Origin of the sequence: Kocuria flava (assembly GCF_001482365.1) — a bacterium.
Lineage (GTDB): Bacteria > Actinomycetota > Actinomycetes > Actinomycetales > Micrococcaceae > Kocuria > Kocuria flava.
This window is the reverse complement of sequence record NZ_CP013254.1, coordinates 807,936-827,307: the sequence shown is the minus strand read 5'-3', so window position 1 is coordinate 827,307 and position 19,372 is coordinate 807,936. Positions and strand designations below refer to the sequence as shown.

21 protein-coding genes are annotated in these 19,372 nt (G+C 74.4%); 13 read left to right on the top strand and 8 right to left on the bottom strand.

All coding sequences use genetic code 11. From position 1 onward, the window contains the following. Window positions 1-62 precede the first annotated feature (62 nt). The gene (locus AS188_RS03830) at window positions 63-1,346 is read right to left on the bottom strand and encodes a hypothetical protein (RefSeq protein WP_058857730.1); all 1,284 of its coding nucleotides are present in this window, start codon (window positions 1,344-1,346) and stop codon (window positions 63-65) included. Between the two features lie 279 nt (window positions 1,347-1,625). Further along, entirely contained in the window at window positions 1,626-1,931 is a 306-nt protein-coding gene (locus AS188_RS03825) for an NAD-dependent epimerase/dehydratase family protein (RefSeq protein ID WP_058857729.1), read from the bottom strand. 128 nt (window positions 1,932-2,059) lie between these two features. Between AS188_RS03825 and AS188_RS03820 the strand changes: the two genes are divergently transcribed. After that, entirely contained in the window at window positions 2,060-3,010 is a 951-nt protein-coding gene (locus AS188_RS03820; protein ID WP_058857728.1) for a helix-turn-helix domain-containing protein, read from the top strand. Between the two features lie 224 nt (window positions 3,011-3,234). Next, window positions 3,235-3,432 (top strand): hypothetical protein, encoded by a 198-nt coding sequence (locus tag AS188_RS03815; RefSeq protein WP_058857727.1) that lies wholly within the window; start codon window positions 3,235-3,237, stop codon window positions 3,430-3,432. 57 nt (window positions 3,433-3,489) lie between these two features. On the opposite strand, the gene AS188_RS17085 is transcribed toward AS188_RS03815, so the two are convergent. Next, window positions 3,490-4,167 (bottom strand): GntR family transcriptional regulator, encoded by a 678-nt coding sequence (locus tag AS188_RS17085; RefSeq protein ID WP_058857726.1) that lies wholly within the window; start codon window positions 4,165-4,167, stop codon window positions 3,490-3,492. Between the two features lie 69 nt (window positions 4,168-4,236). Here AS188_RS17085 and AS188_RS03805 point away from each other — a divergent pair, with 69 nt between their 5' ends. The 3 genes from AS188_RS03805 to AS188_RS03800 are packed head-to-tail and all read left to right on the top strand — an operon-like array spanning window position 4,237 to window position 6,733. Beyond that, window positions 4,237-5,121 (top strand): alpha/beta hydrolase, encoded by an 885-nt coding sequence (locus tag AS188_RS03805; protein ID WP_236945046.1) that lies wholly within the window; start codon window positions 4,237-4,239, stop codon window positions 5,119-5,121. Next, window positions 5,118-5,489 (top strand): flavin-containing monooxygenase, encoded by a 372-nt coding sequence (locus tag AS188_RS17705; RefSeq protein WP_269465329.1) that lies wholly within the window; start codon window positions 5,118-5,120, stop codon window positions 5,487-5,489. The genes AS188_RS03805 and AS188_RS17705 overlap by 4 nt, the downstream gene beginning before the upstream one ends. Further along, window positions 5,486-6,733 carry a flavin-containing monooxygenase gene (locus tag AS188_RS03800; RefSeq protein WP_269465328.1) on the top strand — a complete coding sequence of 416 codons (1,248 nt, stop codon included), beginning with the start codon at window positions 5,486-5,488 and terminating at the stop codon, window positions 6,731-6,733. Before AS188_RS17705 ends, AS188_RS03800 begins: the two co-directional genes overlap by 4 nt. A gap of 90 nt (window positions 6,734-6,823) precedes the next feature. Here AS188_RS03800 and AS188_RS03795 read toward each other — a convergent pair whose 3' ends face one another. Together AS188_RS03795 and AS188_RS03790 are read right to left on the bottom strand one after the other, a co-directional pair. Further along, window positions 6,824-7,375, bottom strand: coding sequence for a DUF1772 domain-containing protein (locus tag AS188_RS03795; protein ID WP_147050387.1), 552 nt, complete (start codon window positions 7,373-7,375; stop codon window positions 6,824-6,826). 47 nt (window positions 7,376-7,422) lie between these two features. Beyond that, entirely contained in the window at window positions 7,423-7,845 is a 423-nt protein-coding gene (locus AS188_RS03790; protein ID WP_058857725.1) for a hypothetical protein, read from the bottom strand. 153 nt (window positions 7,846-7,998) lie between these two features. On the opposite strand from AS188_RS03790, the gene AS188_RS03785 reads away from it, so the two are divergent. The 3 genes from AS188_RS03785 to AS188_RS03775 all read left to right on the top strand — a co-directional run bounded on the left by AS188_RS03785 (window position 7,999) and on the right by AS188_RS03775 (window position 10,924). Then, window positions 7,999-9,210, top strand: a complete 1,212-nt coding sequence (locus AS188_RS03785) for a sensor histidine kinase (protein ID WP_058857724.1) — start codon at window positions 7,999-8,001, stop codon at window positions 9,208-9,210. After that, complete coding sequence (locus AS188_RS03780; RefSeq protein WP_058857723.1) at window positions 9,207-9,866, top strand: response regulator; 660 nt, start codon at window positions 9,207-9,209, stop codon at window positions 9,864-9,866. The genes AS188_RS03785 and AS188_RS03780 overlap by 4 nt, the downstream gene beginning before the upstream one ends. Window positions 9,867-9,967: 101 nt before the next feature. Continuing rightward, window positions 9,968-10,924: an NAD(P)-dependent oxidoreductase gene (locus AS188_RS03775; RefSeq protein ID WP_058857722.1), complete on the top strand. Its 957-nt coding sequence runs from the start codon at window positions 9,968-9,970 to the stop codon at window positions 10,922-10,924. A 55-nt stretch (window positions 10,925-10,979) separates the two neighbouring features. Here AS188_RS03775 and AS188_RS03770 read toward each other — a convergent pair whose 3' ends face one another. Then, window positions 10,980-11,276, bottom strand: a complete 297-nt coding sequence (locus AS188_RS03770) for a hypothetical protein (protein WP_058857721.1) — start codon at window positions 11,274-11,276, stop codon at window positions 10,980-10,982. Window positions 11,277-11,555: 279 nt separating this feature from the next. Here AS188_RS03770 and AS188_RS03765 point away from each other — a divergent pair, with 279 nt between their 5' ends. After that, window positions 11,556-11,882, top strand: coding sequence for a GYD domain-containing protein (locus AS188_RS03765; protein ID WP_058857720.1), 327 nt, complete (start codon window positions 11,556-11,558; stop codon window positions 11,880-11,882). 48 nt (window positions 11,883-11,930) lie between these two features. Here AS188_RS03765 and AS188_RS03760 read toward each other — a convergent pair whose 3' ends face one another. Together AS188_RS03760 and AS188_RS03755 are read right to left on the bottom strand one after the other, a co-directional pair. Further along, window positions 11,931-12,149: a hypothetical protein gene (locus AS188_RS03760; RefSeq protein ID WP_058859713.1), complete on the bottom strand. Its 219-nt coding sequence runs from the start codon at window positions 12,147-12,149 to the stop codon at window positions 11,931-11,933. A 96-nt stretch (window positions 12,150-12,245) separates the two neighbouring features. Continuing rightward, window positions 12,246-12,995: a nuclease-related domain-containing protein gene (locus AS188_RS03755; RefSeq protein WP_236945045.1), complete on the bottom strand. Its 750-nt coding sequence runs from the start codon at window positions 12,993-12,995 to the stop codon at window positions 12,246-12,248. Between the two features lie 461 nt (window positions 12,996-13,456). On the opposite strand from AS188_RS03755, the gene AS188_RS17320 reads away from it, so the two are divergent. The 4 genes from AS188_RS17320 to AS188_RS03735 all read left to right on the top strand — a co-directional run bounded on the left by AS188_RS17320 (window position 13,457) and on the right by AS188_RS03735 (window position 19,132). Next, window positions 13,457-14,584 (top strand): thermonuclease family protein, encoded by a 1,128-nt coding sequence (locus AS188_RS17320; protein ID WP_058857719.1) that lies wholly within the window; start codon window positions 13,457-13,459, stop codon window positions 14,582-14,584. 239 nt (window positions 14,585-14,823) lie between these two features. After that, window positions 14,824-16,314 (top strand): sodium:solute symporter family protein, encoded by a 1,491-nt coding sequence (locus AS188_RS03745; RefSeq protein ID WP_058857718.1) that lies wholly within the window; start codon window positions 14,824-14,826, stop codon window positions 16,312-16,314. Window positions 16,315-16,379: 65 nt separating this feature from the next. Beyond that, window positions 16,380-18,053, top strand: coding sequence for an amidohydrolase (locus AS188_RS03740; RefSeq protein WP_058857717.1), 1,674 nt, complete (start codon window positions 16,380-16,382; stop codon window positions 18,051-18,053). After that, window positions 18,050-19,132: a CobW family GTP-binding protein gene (locus tag AS188_RS03735; protein WP_058857716.1), complete on the top strand. Its 1,083-nt coding sequence runs from the start codon at window positions 18,050-18,052 to the stop codon at window positions 19,130-19,132. Before AS188_RS03740 ends, AS188_RS03735 begins: the two co-directional genes overlap by 4 nt. The last annotated feature ends 240 nt before the right edge of the window (window positions 19,133-19,372 follow it).

Here is a 19,372-nt window from a genome sequence, read left to right as displayed (position 1 = left end):
AGAACCAACAGACCTCTCCCGGCAAGACGCCGCCGGGACACCACATCCGGGCTCGAGGTGGCCTACATCCGCGCGTAGGCCACGAAGGACCCGCCCTGCTCCCGGAAGCACGACCACGAGGGCACGGTGGCGCCGCCGCGCTCGGCCGGCGCACGGGTGCACTGGGTGTCGTCGAGCACCTGGCCATCGCTGTCGGCGGGTGTTCCCTTCCCCTCGAGGAAGGGCTGGAGCATGCCCTTGGCCTCCGGGCACGTCAGGCCGTCGACCTCGGTGAACTCGTAGTTCACGCCCACGCAGTCGGCGGCGACGTCGGTCATCTCCTCGGGGGCACTGATCGTCGGGCCGGTCTCGACGTGCAGCAGGGGGTGGTCGGCCGTGATGGTGACCGGGTCGAGGAGGAAGCTGACGTCCGCGGCACCGACGACGCCGCAGGCGTACATCGGGTCGTGGTACGCCGTCTCTTCGACGCCGTCCCCGGAGCAGTAGTACTCGTCCGAGACGACGGACTGGTCGTCCTCGGCGCTCCCGGAAGCGCGCAGCTCGCCGACGACGCCCTGTGCCTCGTCGCAGCCGAGGCCTCTCAGGTCGGTGTAGACGTAGTCGCCGTCGCGGCAGACGCTCCCGGTGACGGAGGTGTCCACCGTGAAGCTGGCGAGCATCGCCACCACGGCGCGGCCCTCGGGAGAGGCCGTGTAGGCGTCGATCTCGCGGTCCACCGCGGCCTGCGAGAGCATCGTGGCACCGTTGCCGATGGCCCGGGTGCCGCCGAAGTAGACGAACGAGGCATCGTCCGACCGCACCCGCCCGTAGTTCGCAGCGGGGTCCCCGCCGTCGGCCAGGCCGAAGGCCACCGCCTCGCCGCCGACGGTCTGGCCGGGGAACAGCCCGACCACCGCGCTGACGGGCCGCCCGAGCGGGCCGGCGAGACCGGGCACGTCCACGGAGGTGTGGGCGGACACCGGGTGCACCGGGCTGGCGACAGGATCGGCCCGGTCGCCGATGGCCAGTCCCGCCATCAGCCGGCCGCTGCCGTCGCGCACGGCGTAGACGCCGGCCTCCGCGGGATCGGCGCGCACGGTCCACTCCGCAGGGTGCTCGAAGCGGTAGGCGCCGTCCGGGGTGGTGAAGGTCCTGGTCGCCGCCGGCTCGGCAGCCGCGACGGGCCGGGGTGCGGAGGCGTCCGACGACGACGGTGAGGCCACCGCAGGAGCAGGCTGCTGCTGCGGGGAGTCGACGGCGACCTCCACGCTGGTGCACCCGGTCAGTGCCAGCGGCACGGCCAGGAGCAGGCAGAACAGGCCCCGGCGGGCAGCGGGCGCGGTGGGCACGGCAGGACGGCGGAGCATGGGACCTACTTCTGGCGGTTCGACGCCTGCGGTGGAGGACACGGTCGTGCGTGCAGGCGGTATGAGGGAGGGCGCGGCGGGTGGTGCGACCCGACCGGGGAGGACCTCAGGAGGCGGCCGAAGCCGAACTAAGGAGCACCGGAGTCGACACCCGGATCCTATGCATCCGCATGTGTCTCAGCGAAGAGCCAGTTCTGGGGACAGCACCCCGTGGAGGGGGTACGCCCGGTGCGCTCGTGCCGCCCGGGGTGGTCGAGCAGGCGGCCGTGACCGACGATCTCAGGAGCCCGCGCGCAACCAGTCCTCGAACCGGGTCGGGGCGGTCGTGACCTCGCCCCGGGGTAGGAGGTCGCCGTTGCCGAGGGCGGTGAGATACACGGGCACCCGCAGCACCCGTCGGCGCCCGCCGCGGTGCGCGGCGACCGCGCGGGCCGGCTCCGCCAGGTCGCGGACCTCGTGCCGGCGCGAGACCTCGACGACCTCGGCCCCGCGCGCCCTCAGGTGCGCCACCACCCGCGAGCCCAGCAGCCCGGTCGCGCCCAGAACCGCCACCCTCGGGCGCTCGCCGCTGTCCGTGTCCGCCATCGCCGCTCCCCTGTCCGCCTGCGCTCCGGTGGTGCTGCGGCTGATTCTTCCCGCCGTACCGCCCGGCCGCGAGGGTCACTTTTCCGCCGACCGTCGAGAAGGTGCCACCACCGTGGGAGCCTGGGCCCATGATCCGCAGCGTCGCCGTCGTCGTCTTCGACGAGGTCTCCCCGTTCGAGCTCGGCGTGGCCTGCGAGGCGTGGGGGATCGACCGCTCCGCCGACGGCCTGCCGGTGATGGACTTCGCCGTGTGCAGCCCCGGCGGGCGGGCGGTCCGCACGACCGCGGGCTTCGACCTGGCGGTCCACCACGGGCTCGACCGGGTGGCCGCGGCGGACCTCGTGGTCCTGCCGGCGATGTCCCGGGAGCGGGAGGTCCCGGCGAAGGTGCTCGACGTGCTGCGCGCGGCCTCCGCCCGCGGCGCCCGGCTGCTGTCCATCTGCTCGGGGGCCTTCGTGCTGGGGGCGGCCGGGCTGCTCGACGGCCGCCGCTGCACCACCCACTGGATGCACACCGCGGAGCTGGCCGCGCGGTTCCCCGCCGCGCAGGTGGTGCCCGAGGTCCTCTACGTCGAGGACGGCCCCGTCCTCACCAGCGCCGGCACCGCGGCGGGCCTCGACGCCTGCCTGCACCTGTGGCGCCAGGAGTTCGGCTCGGCGGCCGCCAACACCGTGGCTCGGCGCATGGTCGTGCCGCCGCAGCGCGAGGGCGGGCAGGCCCAGTTCATCAAGGACCCGGTGCCCGAGCGCCGGGCCGAGACGCTGGACCCGCTGCTCGGCTGGATCGTGGCGCACCTCGGCGAACCGCTCGACGTCGACGCCCTGGCCCGGCGCGCGGCCATGTCCCCGCGCACCTTCGCCCGCCGGTTCCGCGACGAGACGGGCACGACCCCGCACGCCTGGATCACCGCGCGGCGCCTGCACCGGGCCGAGCAGCTGCTCGAGGAGACCGACCTGCCGGTGGAGCGCATCGCCGCGGACGTGGGCTTCGGCAACGCGGCCACGCTGCGCCACCACTTCGCCCGGGTCCGCCGGCTCAGCCCACAGCAGTACCGCCGCCGCTTCGCGACCACCGCCTGAGCACCACCCCGGCGGCACGGGCGGGGAATCCCGGACCGAGCAGCACCGCGGCGCGCGCCGGGGGCGGCCGTCCTCCGCCCGCGCGGCGCACCCCTGACCAGGGTTGGCAGAAATTGATCGGAAGGCGGCATTTCTGCCACTCGTGCGGCCGGAGCCGGACGAGCAGGCTGGTCAGCACGAGCGGGCGCCGGATCGGACCGGCCCCCACGGGCAAGGAGCCACCCATGACGACGGATCTGTTCCTCCTGCTGGCCGCCACGGGCATCCTGGCGGTGTACACGGCGATCGGGCGCCTGGCGATCCCGGCCGAGGACCGGGTGCCGTGGCACGAGCTCGGCTGGGACGGCTGGTGGCACACGCTGCGCCGCAGCCTGGTGGCCCTGGGCGAGGGCGCCCCGCGCGGCGGAACCTGCACGCCCTGAGACCGCCGAGACCAACGGCCGCGCCGAGGACCCCGGGCACCGGCACCCGGTGCGCGCTCAGCCCTGCGCGGCCGGCCCGACCGTCGCGTCGAGCGGGCGGTCCGCCCGCATCCGGGTGGTGAGCTCCGTGAAGAACGCCTTCAGCCGGGCCACCGCCTCCGGGCCGGCGCCCGCGCGCAGCAGCCGCAGGGTCTCCTGCCAGCCCTCGGCCCACAGCGGCACGAGGTGGCCGGAGGGGTAGAGCGAGATCCGCCGCAGCGAGCGCAGCATCACGTGCTCGGCCATCGCCGTCAGCTCGTCGTTGTCGGCGGTGGCCAGCAGCACGCGCACGGCGTCGATCAGGCCGGCGCGGGAGGCCTCGAAATGATGCTGCCCCACCTCCTCGGTGAAGCGGGTGACGGCGCCGGCGAGCGCATCGAGGCGTCCGTCGTCGAGGGCGGGCACGGCGCGCTCGAGCGCGGCCACGGTGACGACCCCGAGCACGTCCATGAGCTCGATGGCCTGACGCTGGGTGAGCACGGCGACGTGGCGGCGCTTGTTGGCGGTGCTGACCACGAGCCCCTCGCCGATGAGCTCGGTGATGGCCTCGCGCACCGGGGTGATGCTCACGTCGAGGCGGGCGGCGATCTCGGCGTCGCGGATGGGGGCGCCGGGGGGCAGGGCGCCGGAGAGGATCTCCTCCCGCAGGTGCTGCGCGACCGCCTCGCGCCGGGTGGCCGGCATCTCGAACGCCACAGTCCTCGTGTCCCTCCGTCGGCCGGTCCGGACGTCGCCGCCGGGCCCGACGCCAAGCCCATGTGGCAGATGAGCCCCGCCGAGGCCCGCGCCACCGCCGCCGCCATGAACGAGATGTTCGGCACCGGCCCCGAGATGCACCGCACCGAGGACCACGTCCTGGACGCCTCCGACGGAGGCAGCTTCCGCATCCGGGTGCACGTGCCGCGGGAGTCGCCGACCGGCGTGTTCGTCTACCTCCACGGCGGCGGCTGGGTGCTGCAGGACATCGACGGCTACGACACCCTGGGCCGGCAGCTGGCCGAGAAGTCGGGCTGCGCCGTCGTCCTCGTGGACTACCGCAAGGCCCCGGAGCACCCCTTCCCCACCGCGGTGGAGGACTCCTGGACCGCCCTGACCTGGGCGGGCGAGCACCTGGCGGAGCTCGCCGGGGCGCAGGCCCCGCTCTACGTGGGCGGGGACAGCGCCGGCGGGAACCTCTCGGCCGTCATGGCCCTGCGGGCGCGGGAGAACGGCGGGCCGGCGATCGCGAAGCAGGTGCTGATCTACCCGGTCACCGACGCCGACTTCACCCGCCCGTCCTACGGCGAGGAGGAGAACCAGACGCTGCTGACCACCGAGTTCATGTCCTGGTTCTGGGACCAGTACGTCCCCGACGCCGAGCAGCGCACGCACCCGGACGCCGCGCCGTTCCACGCCGAGGACCTCTCCGGGCTGCCGCCGGCGCTGGTCATCACCGCCGCCCACGACGTCCTGCGCGACGAGGGCGAGGCCTACGCCGCGAAGCTCGAGGAGGCGGGGGTCGAGGTCCACCACCGCCGGTGGGAGGGCCAGTTGCACGGCTTCTTCTCGATGGTCAACGTGCTGCCGGCCAGCGCGGAGGTCATGGACTTCGTGGTGGAGTCGATCGCCACGGACGTCCGGGCCGAGCTGGAGGAGGCGGGCGAGCGATGAGCACCGTGCGCGCGCTGGACGTCGTCGTCGTCGGCGCCGGGTTCTCCGGCCTCTACCTCCTCCACCGCCTGCGCGGGGCGGGGATGTCCGTGGCCGTGATCGAGAAGGGCGACGGCGTGGGCGGCACGTGGTACTGGAACCGCTACCCCGGGGCCCGGTGCGACGTGGAGAGCCCCTACTACTCCTACTCCTTCTCCCCGGAGCTGGAGCAGGAGTGGGAGTGGACCGAGCGCTACCCCACCCAGCCCGAGATCCTGCGCTACCTCAACCACGTGGCCGACCGCTTCGACCTGCGCCCCCACATCGCGCTGGACACCGAGGTGGTCTCCGCGGTCTACGACGACGCGGCCGCACGGTGGGCCGCGTGACCACCCGCTCGACCGTCGACGGCACCGAGGAGACCGTCAGCGCCCGGTACTGCATCATGGCCACCGGGTGCCTCTCGGCCGGGCGCGTCCCGGACTTCGAGGACCTGGCCGACTACACCGGGGAGGTGTACCACACCGGTTCCTGGCCGCACGAGGGCGTGGACTTCACCGGCAAGCGCGTGGCCTTGATCGGCACCGGCTCCTCCGGCATCCAGTCGATCCCCGAGATCGCGAAGCAGGCCGAGCACCTCACGGTCTTCCAGCGCACCCCGAACTTCAGCGTCCCGGCGCGCAACCAGCCGCTGGACCCGCAGGAGTGGGCGAAGATCAAGGCCGAGTACCCGCGGATCCGGGAGATCGCCCGGCAGACCCCCACCGGGCTGCCGTTCCCGCCCAGCACCGCCTCGGCCCTGGAGACCGACCCGGCGGAGCAGCGCAAGGTCATGGAGGAGCACTGGACGCTGGGCGGGTTCCGCCTCGGGCAGTGCTTCTCGGACCTCGCGATCAACAAGGAGGCCAACGACGTCGTGGCCCAGTACATCCGCGAGCGCATCGACGAGATCGTCGAGGACCCGCAGGTCGCGGAGCTGCTCAAGCCCTGGGACCACCCCGTGGGCACCAAGCGGATCTGCGTGGACACCGACTACTACGCGACGTTCAACCGGGAGAACGTCTCCCTGGTCGACGTCCGCTCCGCGCCGATCACCCGGCTCACCGAGCGGGGCCCGGCCACCACGGAGCGGGAGTACGAGGTCGACGCGATCGTCTTCGCCACCGGCTTCGACGCCATGACCGGGGCCCTGAACCGGATCGACATCCGGGGCACCGAGGGCCTCGCCCTGGCCGAGAAGTGGGCCGCCGGCCCGCGGACCTACCTCGGGCTGGCCACCGCCGGGTTCCCGAACCTGTTCCTGGTCACCGGCCCCGGCAGCCCGTCGGTGCTCAGCAACATGGTCACCTCGATCGAGCAGCACGTCGACTGGATCACCGACCACATCCGCTACCTCGAGGACCAGGGCCTCACCCGTTCCGAGGCCTCCCCCGAGGCGGAGGACGCGTGGGTGCAGCACGTCAACGACGCCGCGGACACGACCCTGTTCCCGCAGGCCAACTCCTGGTACCTGGGCGCGAACGTGCCCGGCAAGCCGCGGGTGTTCATGCCCTACGTGGGCGGGGTCGGGGCCTACCGGGCCAAGTGCGACGAGGTCGCGGCCAAGCAGTACGAGGGCTTCAGCCTGGTCTGACCCCGATCCGCCGAGCGGAGGGCCCCGGTGCACGTCCGCGCCGGGGCCCTCTCCGTGCCGCAACCCGGTGTCGCGGGCCCCGGCGGGGATTCAGCGGCCACGGCGCGCCGCCGCGGCGCCGTGCCGTGCGCCGGAGCCGGTGGCGAGGACGTGGAGCCGATACGCCCGGCCGAGGGCGGTGAAGGCCGCCACGGCCGCGACGGTGTTGAGGACCGTCCGGGAGCGGGCGTGCCAGGTCTCGAACTCGGCGGCGACCTGCCTCAGGTGCTCGGCGGAGTGCACGGCCGTGCCCTCGACGAACAGGACCTCGTTGCGCGGCCAGAAGTACAGCATCGAGACCACCCCCTCCGCCACGAACATGATCAGGCTCAGCAGCACCCACCAGCGGACCGTGGGCACCCGCCGGCACAGCACCAGGGAGGCCGCCCCCAGCACCCAGGAGGCGAGGCCCAGGGGCGGGAAGACGTCGGAGGGACCCCTGAGGGCGAAGAACTCCATCCCGAGCTCCAGGGAGCCCGGCGGGTCGGCGAAGACGTTGGGGTAGACCATGACCGTCTCCAGGACGACGGCGCCGAACGAGGTCATCGTGACCCACAGGTAGGCCGTCAGGACGGGCAGGGCCGGTCGGGTCAGGGCGCGCACGGGGCGCCTCCTGTCCGAGGAGCGGGCGGGGCCGGGTGTCGCCGGGATCATGGCCGGACTCCGCGCACGTGCTGCACGGCCAGGGCGAGCAGACCCGCCACGAGGCCCCACAGGGCGTTCGTGAGCAGGACGGGCACGACCGCGATCGGCACGGCGACCGGGCCCTGCACCGTGCCGGTCAGCACGGTCGAGAGGACCGCGCTCAGCGGGATGACACAGATCCCGTAGAGGAGGCCGGCCAGCACCAGGGTCAGCACGGGCCGGGGCACACGGCCGAGGCCTGCGACGCCGACCCACACCAGCGTGACCAGCCCCGTGAGCAGCAGCGGCCCCGCGGGCGCCCCGAGGCCTTCGGCCGCCCCGGTGATCCGGGCGAGAGGACGGACCAGCGCGACCGCGCCCAGGCCCAGCACCAGCACCCAGTTGACGGCGGGACGGGTGGTCGGAGAGGAGTCAGCCGAGTTCGTCATGGCACCGACGTTACGGAGCGCCGCCCCGGCGGACATCGAGCCGGAAGCGTCTCGTGCGTCGCCCCCGACCGACGGTTCCGGTCGCCTGCAGGCGACCCGCACTGTCGCGCTGGGACGGAGGGCGGGGGCGGGCGGCGTGGCTACGCTGGGACCATGCCCAGCACCGTGGCCACCCGCACCGCGCCCCGGCCGGCCGGGGAGGTCGACCCCCGGCTGGTCGACGGCGTGCTCGCGGCCGCGATGGCCGTCGTCGTGGCCGTCGTCGCCGCCGCGGACCTGGAGGGCACCGGCCGCGCCGGCGCCCCGGCCTACCTCTTCGCCGCCGGCTTCGGGGCCGTGCTCCTGGCGCGGCGGCACGCGCCCCGGACGGTGCTGGCGCTGACGGTGCTCGGCATCTTCGTCTACTACGTGTTCCAGCTGCCGCCCATCGGCATCGCCCTGCCGGCCGTGGCCGCCCTGTTCTCGGCCGCCGAGGCCGACCGCACCCGGTCGGTCGTCACCGCCGGGGCGGTGCTGGTGTCCGTGGCGGCCTACTTCCGCGTGGACGAGGGGCTGCCGGTCTCCTACCTGGTCAGCTACGACCTGCTCACGGACATCGCCCTGGTCGCGGCGGCCGTGGCACTCGGGGTGAGCGTGCGCTCGCGCCGGGAGCTGCGCGTCCAGCAGGAGCGGCTGCGGGCGCTGACCGCCGCCGAGGAGCGCCGGGAGGCCGAGCGCCGCCTGCAGGCCGAGAAAGCCGGGATCGCCCGGGACCTGCACGACACCGTCGGGCACACGATGTCGGTGATCGCCGTGCACGGCAGCGTGGCCGCCGAGGCCCTCGGGCGCGACGACGACGCGGTGGCGCGGGCGCTGGAGCAGATCCGGTCGGCGGCCTCCGCCACCCTGCGGGAGCTGCGGACCACCGTGAAGCTGCTGCGCACCCCCGGCGCCGATCCGGCGGAGCGCAGCAGCATCGGGCTCGCCGGGCTCCCGCAGCTGCTGGCCACCGCCGAGGACACCGACGTGGCGGTGACGGCGCGGATCGACGTCGACCCGGCCGAGCTGGACGCCACCATCGACGCGGCGGCCTACCGGATCGTCCAGGAGTCCCTCACCAATGTCCTGCGGCACTCCGGGGCCCGGCACGCCGTCGTGGCGGCCCGGCTGCGGGACGGGACCCTGGACCTGAGCATCACGGACGACGGGCGCGGCACGCCCCCGGGCACCGCCCCCGTCCGGGCGGCCGGCACCGGGAGGGACGGGCGAGGCCTGGCAGGGATGGCCGAGCGCGTGGGCCTGCTGGGCGGCACCCTCACCGCCGGTCCCCGGGACGGCAGCGGCTTCGAGGTCCGCGCCACGCTGCCGGCGAGGCTGGGACCGTGATCGCCGTCGTCGTCGTCGACGACCAGGAACTGGTGCGCACGGGGCTGCGGGCCCTGGCCGAGCGGGACGGGGACATCGCCGTGGTCGGGGAGGCCGCCACCGGGCGGGCCGCGCTGGCCCGGGTGCGCGAGCTGCACCCGGACGTGGTGCTGATGGACATCCGCATGCCCGAGCTGGACGGCCTCGAGGCCACCCGCAGGATCGTGGCCGACCCGGCGCTGCGCGACGTCCGGGTGCTCGTCCTGACCACCTTCGACGAGGACGAGCACGTGTTCGAGGCCATCCGCGCCGGTGCCGCCGGCTACCTGCTCAAGGACGTCTCTCCTGCCGACCTGCGCCGGGCCGTCCGCGTGGTCGCCGCAGGGGATTCCCTGCTCTCGCCGTCGGTGACCCGCACCGTGCTCTCGGCCGTGGCCTCCCGCTCGGGGACCCCGCTCGACGACGCCCCGCTGCGGGCCCTGAGCGACCGCGAGCGCGAGGTGCTCGAACAGGTCGGGCGGGGGCTGAGCAACGACGAGATCGCCCGGGCGCTGTTCCTCTCCCCCGCCACCGCGCGCACCTACGTCTCCCGGCTGCTGACCAAGCTCGACGTCCGGGACCGGTCGCAGCTGGTGGTCCTCGCCTACGAGACCGGGCTGATCACACCCGGCTCGTGACGCGACGGCCGCAGGCCCCGCCTCGTACGGTGGGTCCCACCACCGCTGCGCGTCCCGCCGGACCGCCCAGCCCGCCGACCCGAGCAGGAGAGCCCGACCCGATGAAGATCCTGATCCCCGACACCGCCGACATCGCCGCCGCGGACCTGCCCGGCCACGAGGTGGTCCGCTACGACGCCCAGGCGCCCGTGCCGCAGGAGCACGCCGACGCGCAGGTCCTCGTCGACTGGGGCACCCCGCTCGACGTCCTGCAGGAGACCGCCCGCCGCCTGACCCGGGTGGAGCTCGTCCAGGCGCTGGCGGCCGGGCCTGACGCCGTGCTGAAGGCCGGGTTCCGCCAGGAGGCGGTGCTCTGCGCCGGCATCGGCCTGCACACCCTGACCGTGGCCGAGCACGCGCTCGCGCTGATGCTCCACCTGGTCCGGCAGCTGCCGGCCGCGGCGCGCTCCCAGGAGGAGCACCTGTGGGACCCGGAGCTGGGCGGGCTGCAGCCGCTGCACCCCGAGGGCCGGCTCACCACCCTGCTGGACGCGCGCGTGCTCATCTGGGGCTTCGGCGCCATCGGGCAGCACCTGGCCGGGCTGTGCACCGCGCTGGGCAGCACGGTCACCGGGGTGGCCCGCAGCGCCGGCGAGCGCGGCGGCTACCCGGTCGTCACCCCCGAGCAGCTGCCCGAGCAGCTGCCGGAGACGGACGTGCTCGTGCTGATCCTGCCCCACGACCCGGCCACCGAACGCGCGCTGAACCAGGAGCGGCTCGACGCCCTGCCCCCGCACGCCTTCGTCGTCAACGTGGGCCGGGGCTCGACCGTCGACGAGGACGCCCTCGTGGACGCCCTGACCAGCGGGTCCATCGCCGGCGCGGCCATCGACGTCGCCTCCCGGGAGCCCCTGCCCGCGGACGCCGCCCTGTGGACGGCGCCGAACCTGACCATCACCCCGCACATGGCCGGCGGGCGGCCCATCGGCGGCGGGGAGCTGCTGCGTCAGAACCTCGAGGCCCTGGCGGGCGGCGGCGAGTTCACCAACCGGGTGGAGCGCAGCGGCGCATCGGCCTGAGACGACGGGCGCAGGGCCCCGGTGCGCGTGCGCACCGGGGCCCTGCGTCCGTGGCTCAGAGCTCGTGCTCCTCCAAGACCTCGAGGTTGCGGAAAACGGGTTCCCCGTCCATGAGGGTCATCAGCTTCTTCGCGTACTCCTGGGTCTCCGGGAGGTTGGAGTTCTCCATGGCGGACTCGTAGGAGTCGAAGAAGACGATGTGGGTGTAGCGGTTCGGATTGTCGAGGTCTTTCGTCGACAGGACCCGCCGGGCGGTCCTGTTCCCCTGGGAGCTGCTCTCCCACTCCGCGACGATCTTCTCCACCTCTTCCGGCTTCGAGGTGCTGAACTCGATCAGCTGGACGAAGGCCATGACGCACACTCCTTCGGATCAGGCCTTTCGGGAGTCCCAGTCTAGGTCCGCGACACCCGGGCGGACCTGCGTGAACACCACATGACGGCCCGCTCCTGGCGGACGGGCGCGGCGGCGGGCCGCCCGTCGTCGTCCCGGGTCCCGACACGGAACCGCCGGGAGTCACGGACCGGTGTCGATGCGGCCTCCGCCCTTGGGGCCGCGCGGGCCCGGGCCTACGGTCGGGGCACCCCCTGCGCGCGGTGCCGTCGCTGCCGCGCCGGACGGAAGGACGGGACGATGCCGCTCTACCTGACGAGGTTCAGCTACACCCCCGAGACGTGGGCGCGGATGATCGCCCGCCCGGAGGACCGCCGCGTGGCCGGGCGGCAGTACATCGAGTCGGTCGGCGGGCAGCTCCACGGCTTCTGGTACGCCTTCGGGGCCCACGACGGGTACACCCTCTGGGAGGCGCCCGACAACGCGTCCATGGCCGCGGTGGCCCTGGCCATCACCGGCGGCGGGGCCCTGAGCTCCTTCGAGACCACGGTGCTCCTGAGCGTCGAGGAGACCATGGACGCCCTGCGCCGCGCCGGACAGGTCGCCTACCGGCCGCCCGGCGCCTGACGTCCCTCACGGGCGTCGCTCGCAACCGGGGGGACCGCGACGGCGGCCTCAGGGTCTCCAGCCGAGCACGGAACTGCCGAAGGCCATGACGCCGAACCACGTGGCGGCGGCCGCGACCGGGACCAGCAGCACCCACCAGACGGCCAGAAGCACCACGGCCCACAGCGGCGCCATCAAGCCGCTGGCCAGGTAGTAGAACCCGACCACCAGGTGGAACAAGGCCGCGAGAACCGCGGCCAGCACGAACCACGGGGACGTCCTCGTCATGCCCACACTGTGCGCCCGCGGGACGGGCCCCGCAAGAGCGCCCGGACGGGCGTCGCCCACCGTCACCGTGCACAGAGCACTTCAGCGCTGTGCGAGTCAGAGACCGCTCAGCACCGCGCGGACCGGCTCAGACCCGAAGAAGAGCACCGCAGCGGCGGGACCGCCGAACCGCCACAGCGCGCGGCGGAGCCGGGCCGCGCGCACGCTCTCCTGGAGCGCGGTGAAGCGCTCGCGCAGCGTGACCGGGTCCTCCGCGGGGCCGGGCGCGTCGTGCCAGGTCTCCGGCCGCACGGCCGCCACCTCGAGGCGGGCGACCTGATCGGCGGTCAGCACCGCACGACGACGGCGCAGCCACCGCAGCAGCCTCTGGTCCGTGAGCACCTGCACGTCGGCAGGGCGCTGCCGGACGGTCAGCTCCTTCGGGGCCACCAGCACGATCACCGGGGTGACGTGCACGGGCTCCCCCACGGCGGCACCGAGCCTCTTGGCCGCGCGGGCCGCCTCGTGGCGGGCGTGGCGGAGGTGGTGGGTGCGCTGCCCCGCGACCATGAGCAGGTGCTCCCCGAGCCACACGTCCTGCCCTGCGTGGTGCTTGGTGTTCAGCGTGAACACCCCCGCCGGGCCCACGAGCACGTGGTCGATGTCGGAGGCCCCGGCCCCGACGGGCACCGAGTGCAGCACCGTCCACTCCGGGCCCAGCCGGTCGAGGAGCTCGCCGACCCACAGCTCGCCCTCCGCACCCCGCACCCACGGACGGCTCTCGGCACTGAGCGGGTCGGCACCGGTCAGGCGGCCCCACCACGACCGGAGCGGCACGCCCTCCTGGACGGAGAGGGCCTCGGCCATCACGGCCTGAGCCGCGCACCGGTCCGTCAGCGGCCGGAGGGGCGGCTCGGTCGCGGGCTCGGGCCTCGGTCGGAGCAGGCGGAAGGCCGCGAAACCCAGCGAGCGGATGAAAGGCGGCGAGGAGTCGTCCGGGAAGGCGACCGGCGGGACGGCGGTGGAGCGGGCGGAGGGCTCCGGCCCGACATGCCGGGGTGCCGTCGGCGGGTGAAGGGTCACGATGGCCTGCTCTCGGGAACGAGGGGTGGTCACCGGATTCCATCTCTTTGCATGTGCACACCACAAGCAGGCGAGACGCCGTGGCGTGCGATGACGTGGTGGCATGTGCGACGAACGGCCTGGCCAGCATTCCATTCACCCCTTTCCGTGCCCCCGCAACTGGGGACAGCGGCCTGCGCCGGTATTTGCACGTGCATCCATAGGCTGGGCGGCACCTGATGCTTTTCCGAGAGGACTCCCCCGTCATGACGCCTCCCTCATCCGCTGCCCGTCTGGGCTCCGCCGCGCTCGCCCTCCTGCTGCTGACCGGCTGCGGCGGGACGGCGGCCTCGACCGGCGCGGCGCCGTCGTCGTCGGCCACCCCCGCGGCTGCGGGGACCACCACGGCGGGACCCACCGCGCAGGTGCGCGGCGAGCGCGCGGTGGTGGAGCGGGTGATCGACGGCGACACCGTGGACGTGCGGCTGGACGGCGAGGTCGTGCGGGTGCGGCTGCTGAACATCGACACCCCGGAGACGAAGGACCCGAACGAGGTCGTGCAGTGCATGGGCCCCGAGGCGACCGCGCTGCTCGAGGAGCTGCTGCCGGCGGGGACCGTGGTGGGGCTCGAGTACGACCAGGAGCGCACCGACTCCTACGGCCGCACGCTGGCCGGGGTGTTCCTGGGCGACGGGACGCTGGTCAACGCCGAGATCGCCCGCCAGGGCCTGGGCACCCCGCTCTACATCGCACCCAACGACCGCTTCCTCCCGCCCGTCGAGGAGGCCTTCGCCGAGGCGCAGGAGCGGCAGGTCGGCCTGCTCGACCCCGCCCACGGCTGCACGATCCCCGCGCAGGTCCAGCAGGCCGCGAGCGCGCTCGCCGGGGCGGAGCCGGCGGACCTCGCCGACGCGGCCGGGGAGGTCGCCGCCGCGGTGGCGTTCCTGGCGGCCCTGGACGCGGTCGACGGCGACGCCCACCCGCACGTGCGCCACCTCGTGGGCCTGCCCTCGCTGAAGGGGAAGATCGCGGCGGTCCGCGACGACGTCGCCGCGCTGGAGTCGCAGCGCGCCGCGCAGCAGCGCCGGGCGGCGGAGCGGGCCGCGGCCGAGCGGCGCGACACCCCGCCGGCACCCCCGGCGCCCCCGGCACCGGCCCCGCAGCCGGTGGCGCCCGCCCCGAGGCCCGCCCCGGCGGCTCCGGCCGTGCCCGCGCCGCAGCCCACGGCGCCCGCACCTGCTCCCGCGCCCGCGCCTGCTCCGGCTCCCCAGCCGGCACCGAACCCGGGGGCGAACATCGTGGAGCAGGCCCCGCCGGGCTACTACGCCGACCTCCCCGGCTACACCGGCCCGCGCTGCTACGCGCCGGGCGGGAAGGTCTTCAGGCCCTGCTGATCCGGCCGGACAGCACGGAGGGCCGGCCGTCCGCGCGGACGGCCGGCCCTCGCCGCGTTTCCTGTCCCCCGACTTGTGGTGATCCCGCCACGCCGTCAGGATGAACCCGTGCCCGAACCCGCTCGGGGGTTCCGCCCCGGTCCGACCGCGGCGCCCGCCGGCGGGAGGCCCCGCATGCCGTGTGCGGCCGATCGAGTGCGTGGACCGGGAAACTCCGAACAGGAACGGCGGTAGGGCCCATGAACTGGTATCTGGTGTGGATCGTGGGGTTCCTGCTCCTGCTCTTCGCGGTGAGCGTGCGCTCGGCGCAGACGGTGAAGACCGCCGACGACTACGCGATGGCCGACTTCCGCCTCGGGTTCTTCCCGATCTGCGGCTCGGTGATCGCCACGGTGACGGGCTCGGCGGCGCTGATCGGCGGCGCCGGCCAGGGCTTCCAGCTGGGCATCTCCTACTTCATCACGGTGCTCGCCTTCACCGGGTTCACGGTCGTGGCGGTGCTGGTCCTGGGCCCCACGATCCGCGCCCTGCGCCTCTACACCGTCCCGGAGCTGTTCGCCCGGCGGTTCGGGAAGCTCTCGGCGCTGGTCCCGGCGCTGATCATCGGCTTCCTCTACATGACCCCCACCTTCGGCATGCAGCTGGTGGGCATGAGCTCGATCCTGTCCTCGATCACCGACCTGCCGGTGCTCTGGGGGATCGTCCTCGGCTTCGCCGTGACCCTGGCGTTCACCATGATCGGCGGCATGCCGAGCGTGGCGTGGACCGACACCGTCCAGACGGTCGTCATCGTGGCCGGCGTGCTGCTGATGCTCGTGCTGGGCGTGAACTACGTCGGCGGGCCCGAGGCCGTCGTCGGGTCCACCCCGGAGCACCTGCTGAGCTTCGGCAGCATCGGCTTCACCGAGCTGCTGAACTGGTTCCTGATCTTCGGGCCGTTCTACATCGTCTGGCAGACCACCTGGCAGCGCCTGACCGCCGCCCGGACCACCAGGACGGGGATTTCCGCCGTCGTCGTCGGCTTCCTGATCTCGGGGCTCATCGCACTCTTCGCGATCCTCATCGGGATCACCGCCGTCCAGGCGTTCCCGGAGGGCACCGACCCGGACGCGATCTACACCTCGTTCGTGGCCGAGGTCTTCCCCGGCTCGATCGGCGGGCTGCTCATGGTCTCGCTGCTGGCGGCGCTGCTCACGGGCGCGACGTCGTTCCTGCTCAGCGGGGCGATCAACATCTCCAAGGACATCTACCAGGGGTGGGTGAACCCGGCCGCGGACGACACCCGGATCCTGCGGGTCTCGCGGCTGTCCGTCGGGTTCATGGCCGTGCTGGGCCTGGTGATCGCCCTGTGGGTGGAGGACATCATCGCGATCTACCAGGTGGCGCTGTCCTTCACCGCCGCCGCGCTGGTCGCTCCCGTGCTGGCGGCGATGTTCTGGGAGCGGGCCACGAAGGCCGGCGTGCTCGCCAGCACGATCGGCGCCCTGGCCGCGACGCTGCTCTGGCGCCTGGCCGGCCAGCCGTTCGGCCTGCACGAGATCGCCCCGGGCCTGGTGGCCTCCGCGGTGCTGCTGGTCGCCGTGAGCCTGCTGACCCCCCACGCCCCGGACGAGCAGGTCACCGCCTACGTCCGCGAGTTCCGCGCCGGCCGCCTGCGCGCGGCCGCCGCCCCGGCGGAGCGCACGGGCGCGCCGGACCTGGCGGCCGTCCGCCGGCCCGAGGCCGACTGACCCGACCCGTTCCCTGCACGAGCCGCGACGCCGACCGCCCCGGACCGCGCCACCGAGAGGACCCCATGGAGCCCACCACCGTCTACCCGGCCCGCCTCGTGCGCACCATGGACCCCGCCCGGCCGACGGCGGAGGCCGTCGCCGTGCGCGGGGACCGGATCCGCGCCGTCGGCACCGTCGCGGAGCTGATGACCTATCCCGGCGCGGTGCTCGACGAGCGCTACGCCGGGACCGTGCTGCTGCCCGGCTTCGTCGAGGCCCACAGCCACGCCGGCTCCGGCAACGTGTGGGCGAACACCTACGTGGGGCTGGTGGACCGCACCGATCCCGACGGCCGCCGCTGGCCCGGCTGCCGCACCCTCGACGAGGTGCTGCAGCGCCTGCGCGAGGCCGAGGCCGAGCTGGCCGGCCCGGACGAACCGCTGCTGGCCTGGGGCCTGGATCCCATCTACTTCCCGGGCCAGCCGTTCGCGGCCGCGCAGCTGGACCGGGTCTCGGCGACCCGGCCGATCCACGTGGCCCACACCAGCGGGCACGTGTGCGCCGTGAACACCGCGGTGCTGCGCCGGTTCGGCATCGACGCCTCCACCCCCGTCCCCGGGGTGGTCAAGGACGACGCCGGCAACCCCACCGGGGAGCTCCAGGAGTTCGCCGCGATGGGCCTGGTCGAGGAGCTCACGGCCGGCACGGGGCTGCTGACCATCGACGCCCGGGCGCTGCGCCGCTTCGCCCAGGACGGCGTCAACACCGGCACCACCACGCTCACCGACCTCGGGTCGATGCTGCTCATGGACGACGACGGCGTGGAGCTCTACCGCTCCACGGTCGACGACGGGTTCCCGGCCCGGCTCGACGTCTTCCACTTCGGCGCCGGCGTCGGCCCCGTCTCCCGGCCCCTGCCCGAGGCCGCCGAACGGCTGGTGCAGCTGCGGGAGCTGAGCACGGACCGGCTGCGCTTCGGCAACGTCAAGCTCATGCTCGACGGCTCCATCCAGGGCTTCACCGCCCGCCTGCTGGAGCCGGGCTACCTCAACGGCGAGCCCAACGGGATCTGGGCCGTGAGCCCGGAGGAGTTCTGCGAGGCCTTCGAGACCTTCCACCGGGCCGGGCTGCTGATCCACGTGCACTGCAACGGCGACCAGACCACCCAGCTGTTCCTCGACACCCTCGAGGCCGTCCTCACCACCCATCCGCGCCCCGACCACCGGCACACGTGCACGCACTCGCAGCTGAGCACCGCGGCCCAGTACCGGCGCATGGCCGCCCTGGGCGCGTGCGCGAACGTGTTCGCCAACCACATCTGGGCCTGGGGCGACCAGCACATGGACCTGACCGTGGGCCCGGACCGGGCCGCGCGGATGAACGCCGCGGCCACCGCGCTGCGGCTGGGGGTGCCGATCTCGCTGCACTCCGACACCCCCGTCACGCCGCTGGGCCCGCTGCACGCGGTCAAGCACGCCGTGACCCGCCTGACCGTCTCGGGGCGTGTGATGGGCGAGCACGAGCGGATCGGGGTGCAGGAGGCGCTCGAGGCCGTCACGATCGGCGGGGCGTACCTGCTCAAGCGCGACCACGAGGTCGGCTCGCTCGAGGCCGGGAAGTTCGCCGACCTCGCCGTGCTGGCCGAGGACCCGCTGGCCGTGGTCCCCGAGGAGATTGGGGGCATCCACGTCCTCGGCACGGTGGTCGGCGGCGACCACCACGCGAGCGTGGTCCCGGCCCCGGGCTCGGCGCCGTGACCGCCCGGCTCGGGATCATCGGCGGCTACCTGGGCTCGGGGAAGTCGACGTTGGTCAACCGCCTGCTGGGCGGGGTGCTGCCGGGGCGCACGGCCGTGGTCGTCAACGACTTCGGCAGCGTCAACATCGACGCCGACCTCATCGCCTCGGCCTCCGGGGACACGATCGAGCTGACCAACGGGTGCATCTGCTGCCAGATCAGCGACGACGCCCTGCGCACCATGACCGCCCTCGCCGCCCGCGGGGACCTCGACCACGTGCTGTGCGAGGTCTCCGGCGTGGGCGACCCCGCCCAGCTCGCCGCGTGGCGTCGGTTCCCCGGCTTCTCCCCCGGCCCCGTGCTGGTCTGCGCGGACGCGACCGCCGTGCGGCGGCTGCTGCGCGACGCCTACGTCGCCGACACCGTGGCCCGCCAGCTCGCCGCCGCAGAGGTCGTCCTCGTGACGAAGACGGACCTCACCGCCCCCGCCGAGCTCGAGGCGGCGGTCGCGGCGTGCCGGGAGGCCGCCCCGGGCGCCCGGCTGCTCGTGCAGGACCCCGCCGACCCGGGCGCCGCGGCGACCGCGGCCTTCGCCGGCCCCGCCCCGGCGCCTTCCGTCCCGCCCGCCGACGACGACGGCGCTGCGCGCCCCTCTCCGGGCGCCCCGGCTGCCGCTGCCGGCCCGGCCGACGACGACGACGCGCCTCCTCCTGGCGCTCCGGCTCCCGCTGCCCCGGCACCTGCGGTCGCGGCACCGGCCCTCGCCGCTCCGGACGACCACGCGCGGACCCACGTGACCAGCGCGGTGGAGGATCCCGGCCCCGTCGACGTCGACGCGCTCGCCCGGGTGCTGGCCGAGCGGTCCGGACCCCTGGCCCGGGCCAAGGGCGTGGTCCGGGACCGGGGCGGGCGGTGGCACGAGGTCCAGCTCGCCGGCGGCCGGGTCGACCGGCACCCGCGCGCCGCCGACCGCCCCGTCCCGGAGCACCCGGGTCTGGTGCTCATCGCCGCGGGCCCCGACGCGCGGCAGGTCCTGGACGAGGCCCGCAGCGCCGTGCTGGGCTGCGCGGTCCCGCCCCCGGCGGCCACCGACCCGTAGCGCCACCCCGCCGCGCTGCGCGCTTCCGCCCACGCCGCCCCTTCCGCGAAGTCCGCCCCCGCCGGGCACCGCCACGACCCCGCAGCGCCGCCCGCCTCCCGCACCTCGCAGCCCGCCCCACGCGGTCCGGCCGCTGCACCCGTCCCGACGATGACGCGGGTCGGCGCCGGCACCTCCCCACGCGCCGCTTCCCCGGGGTACGCTTCGTTTGCTTTAGTGATTCATTGTCGGCTCGGCGCT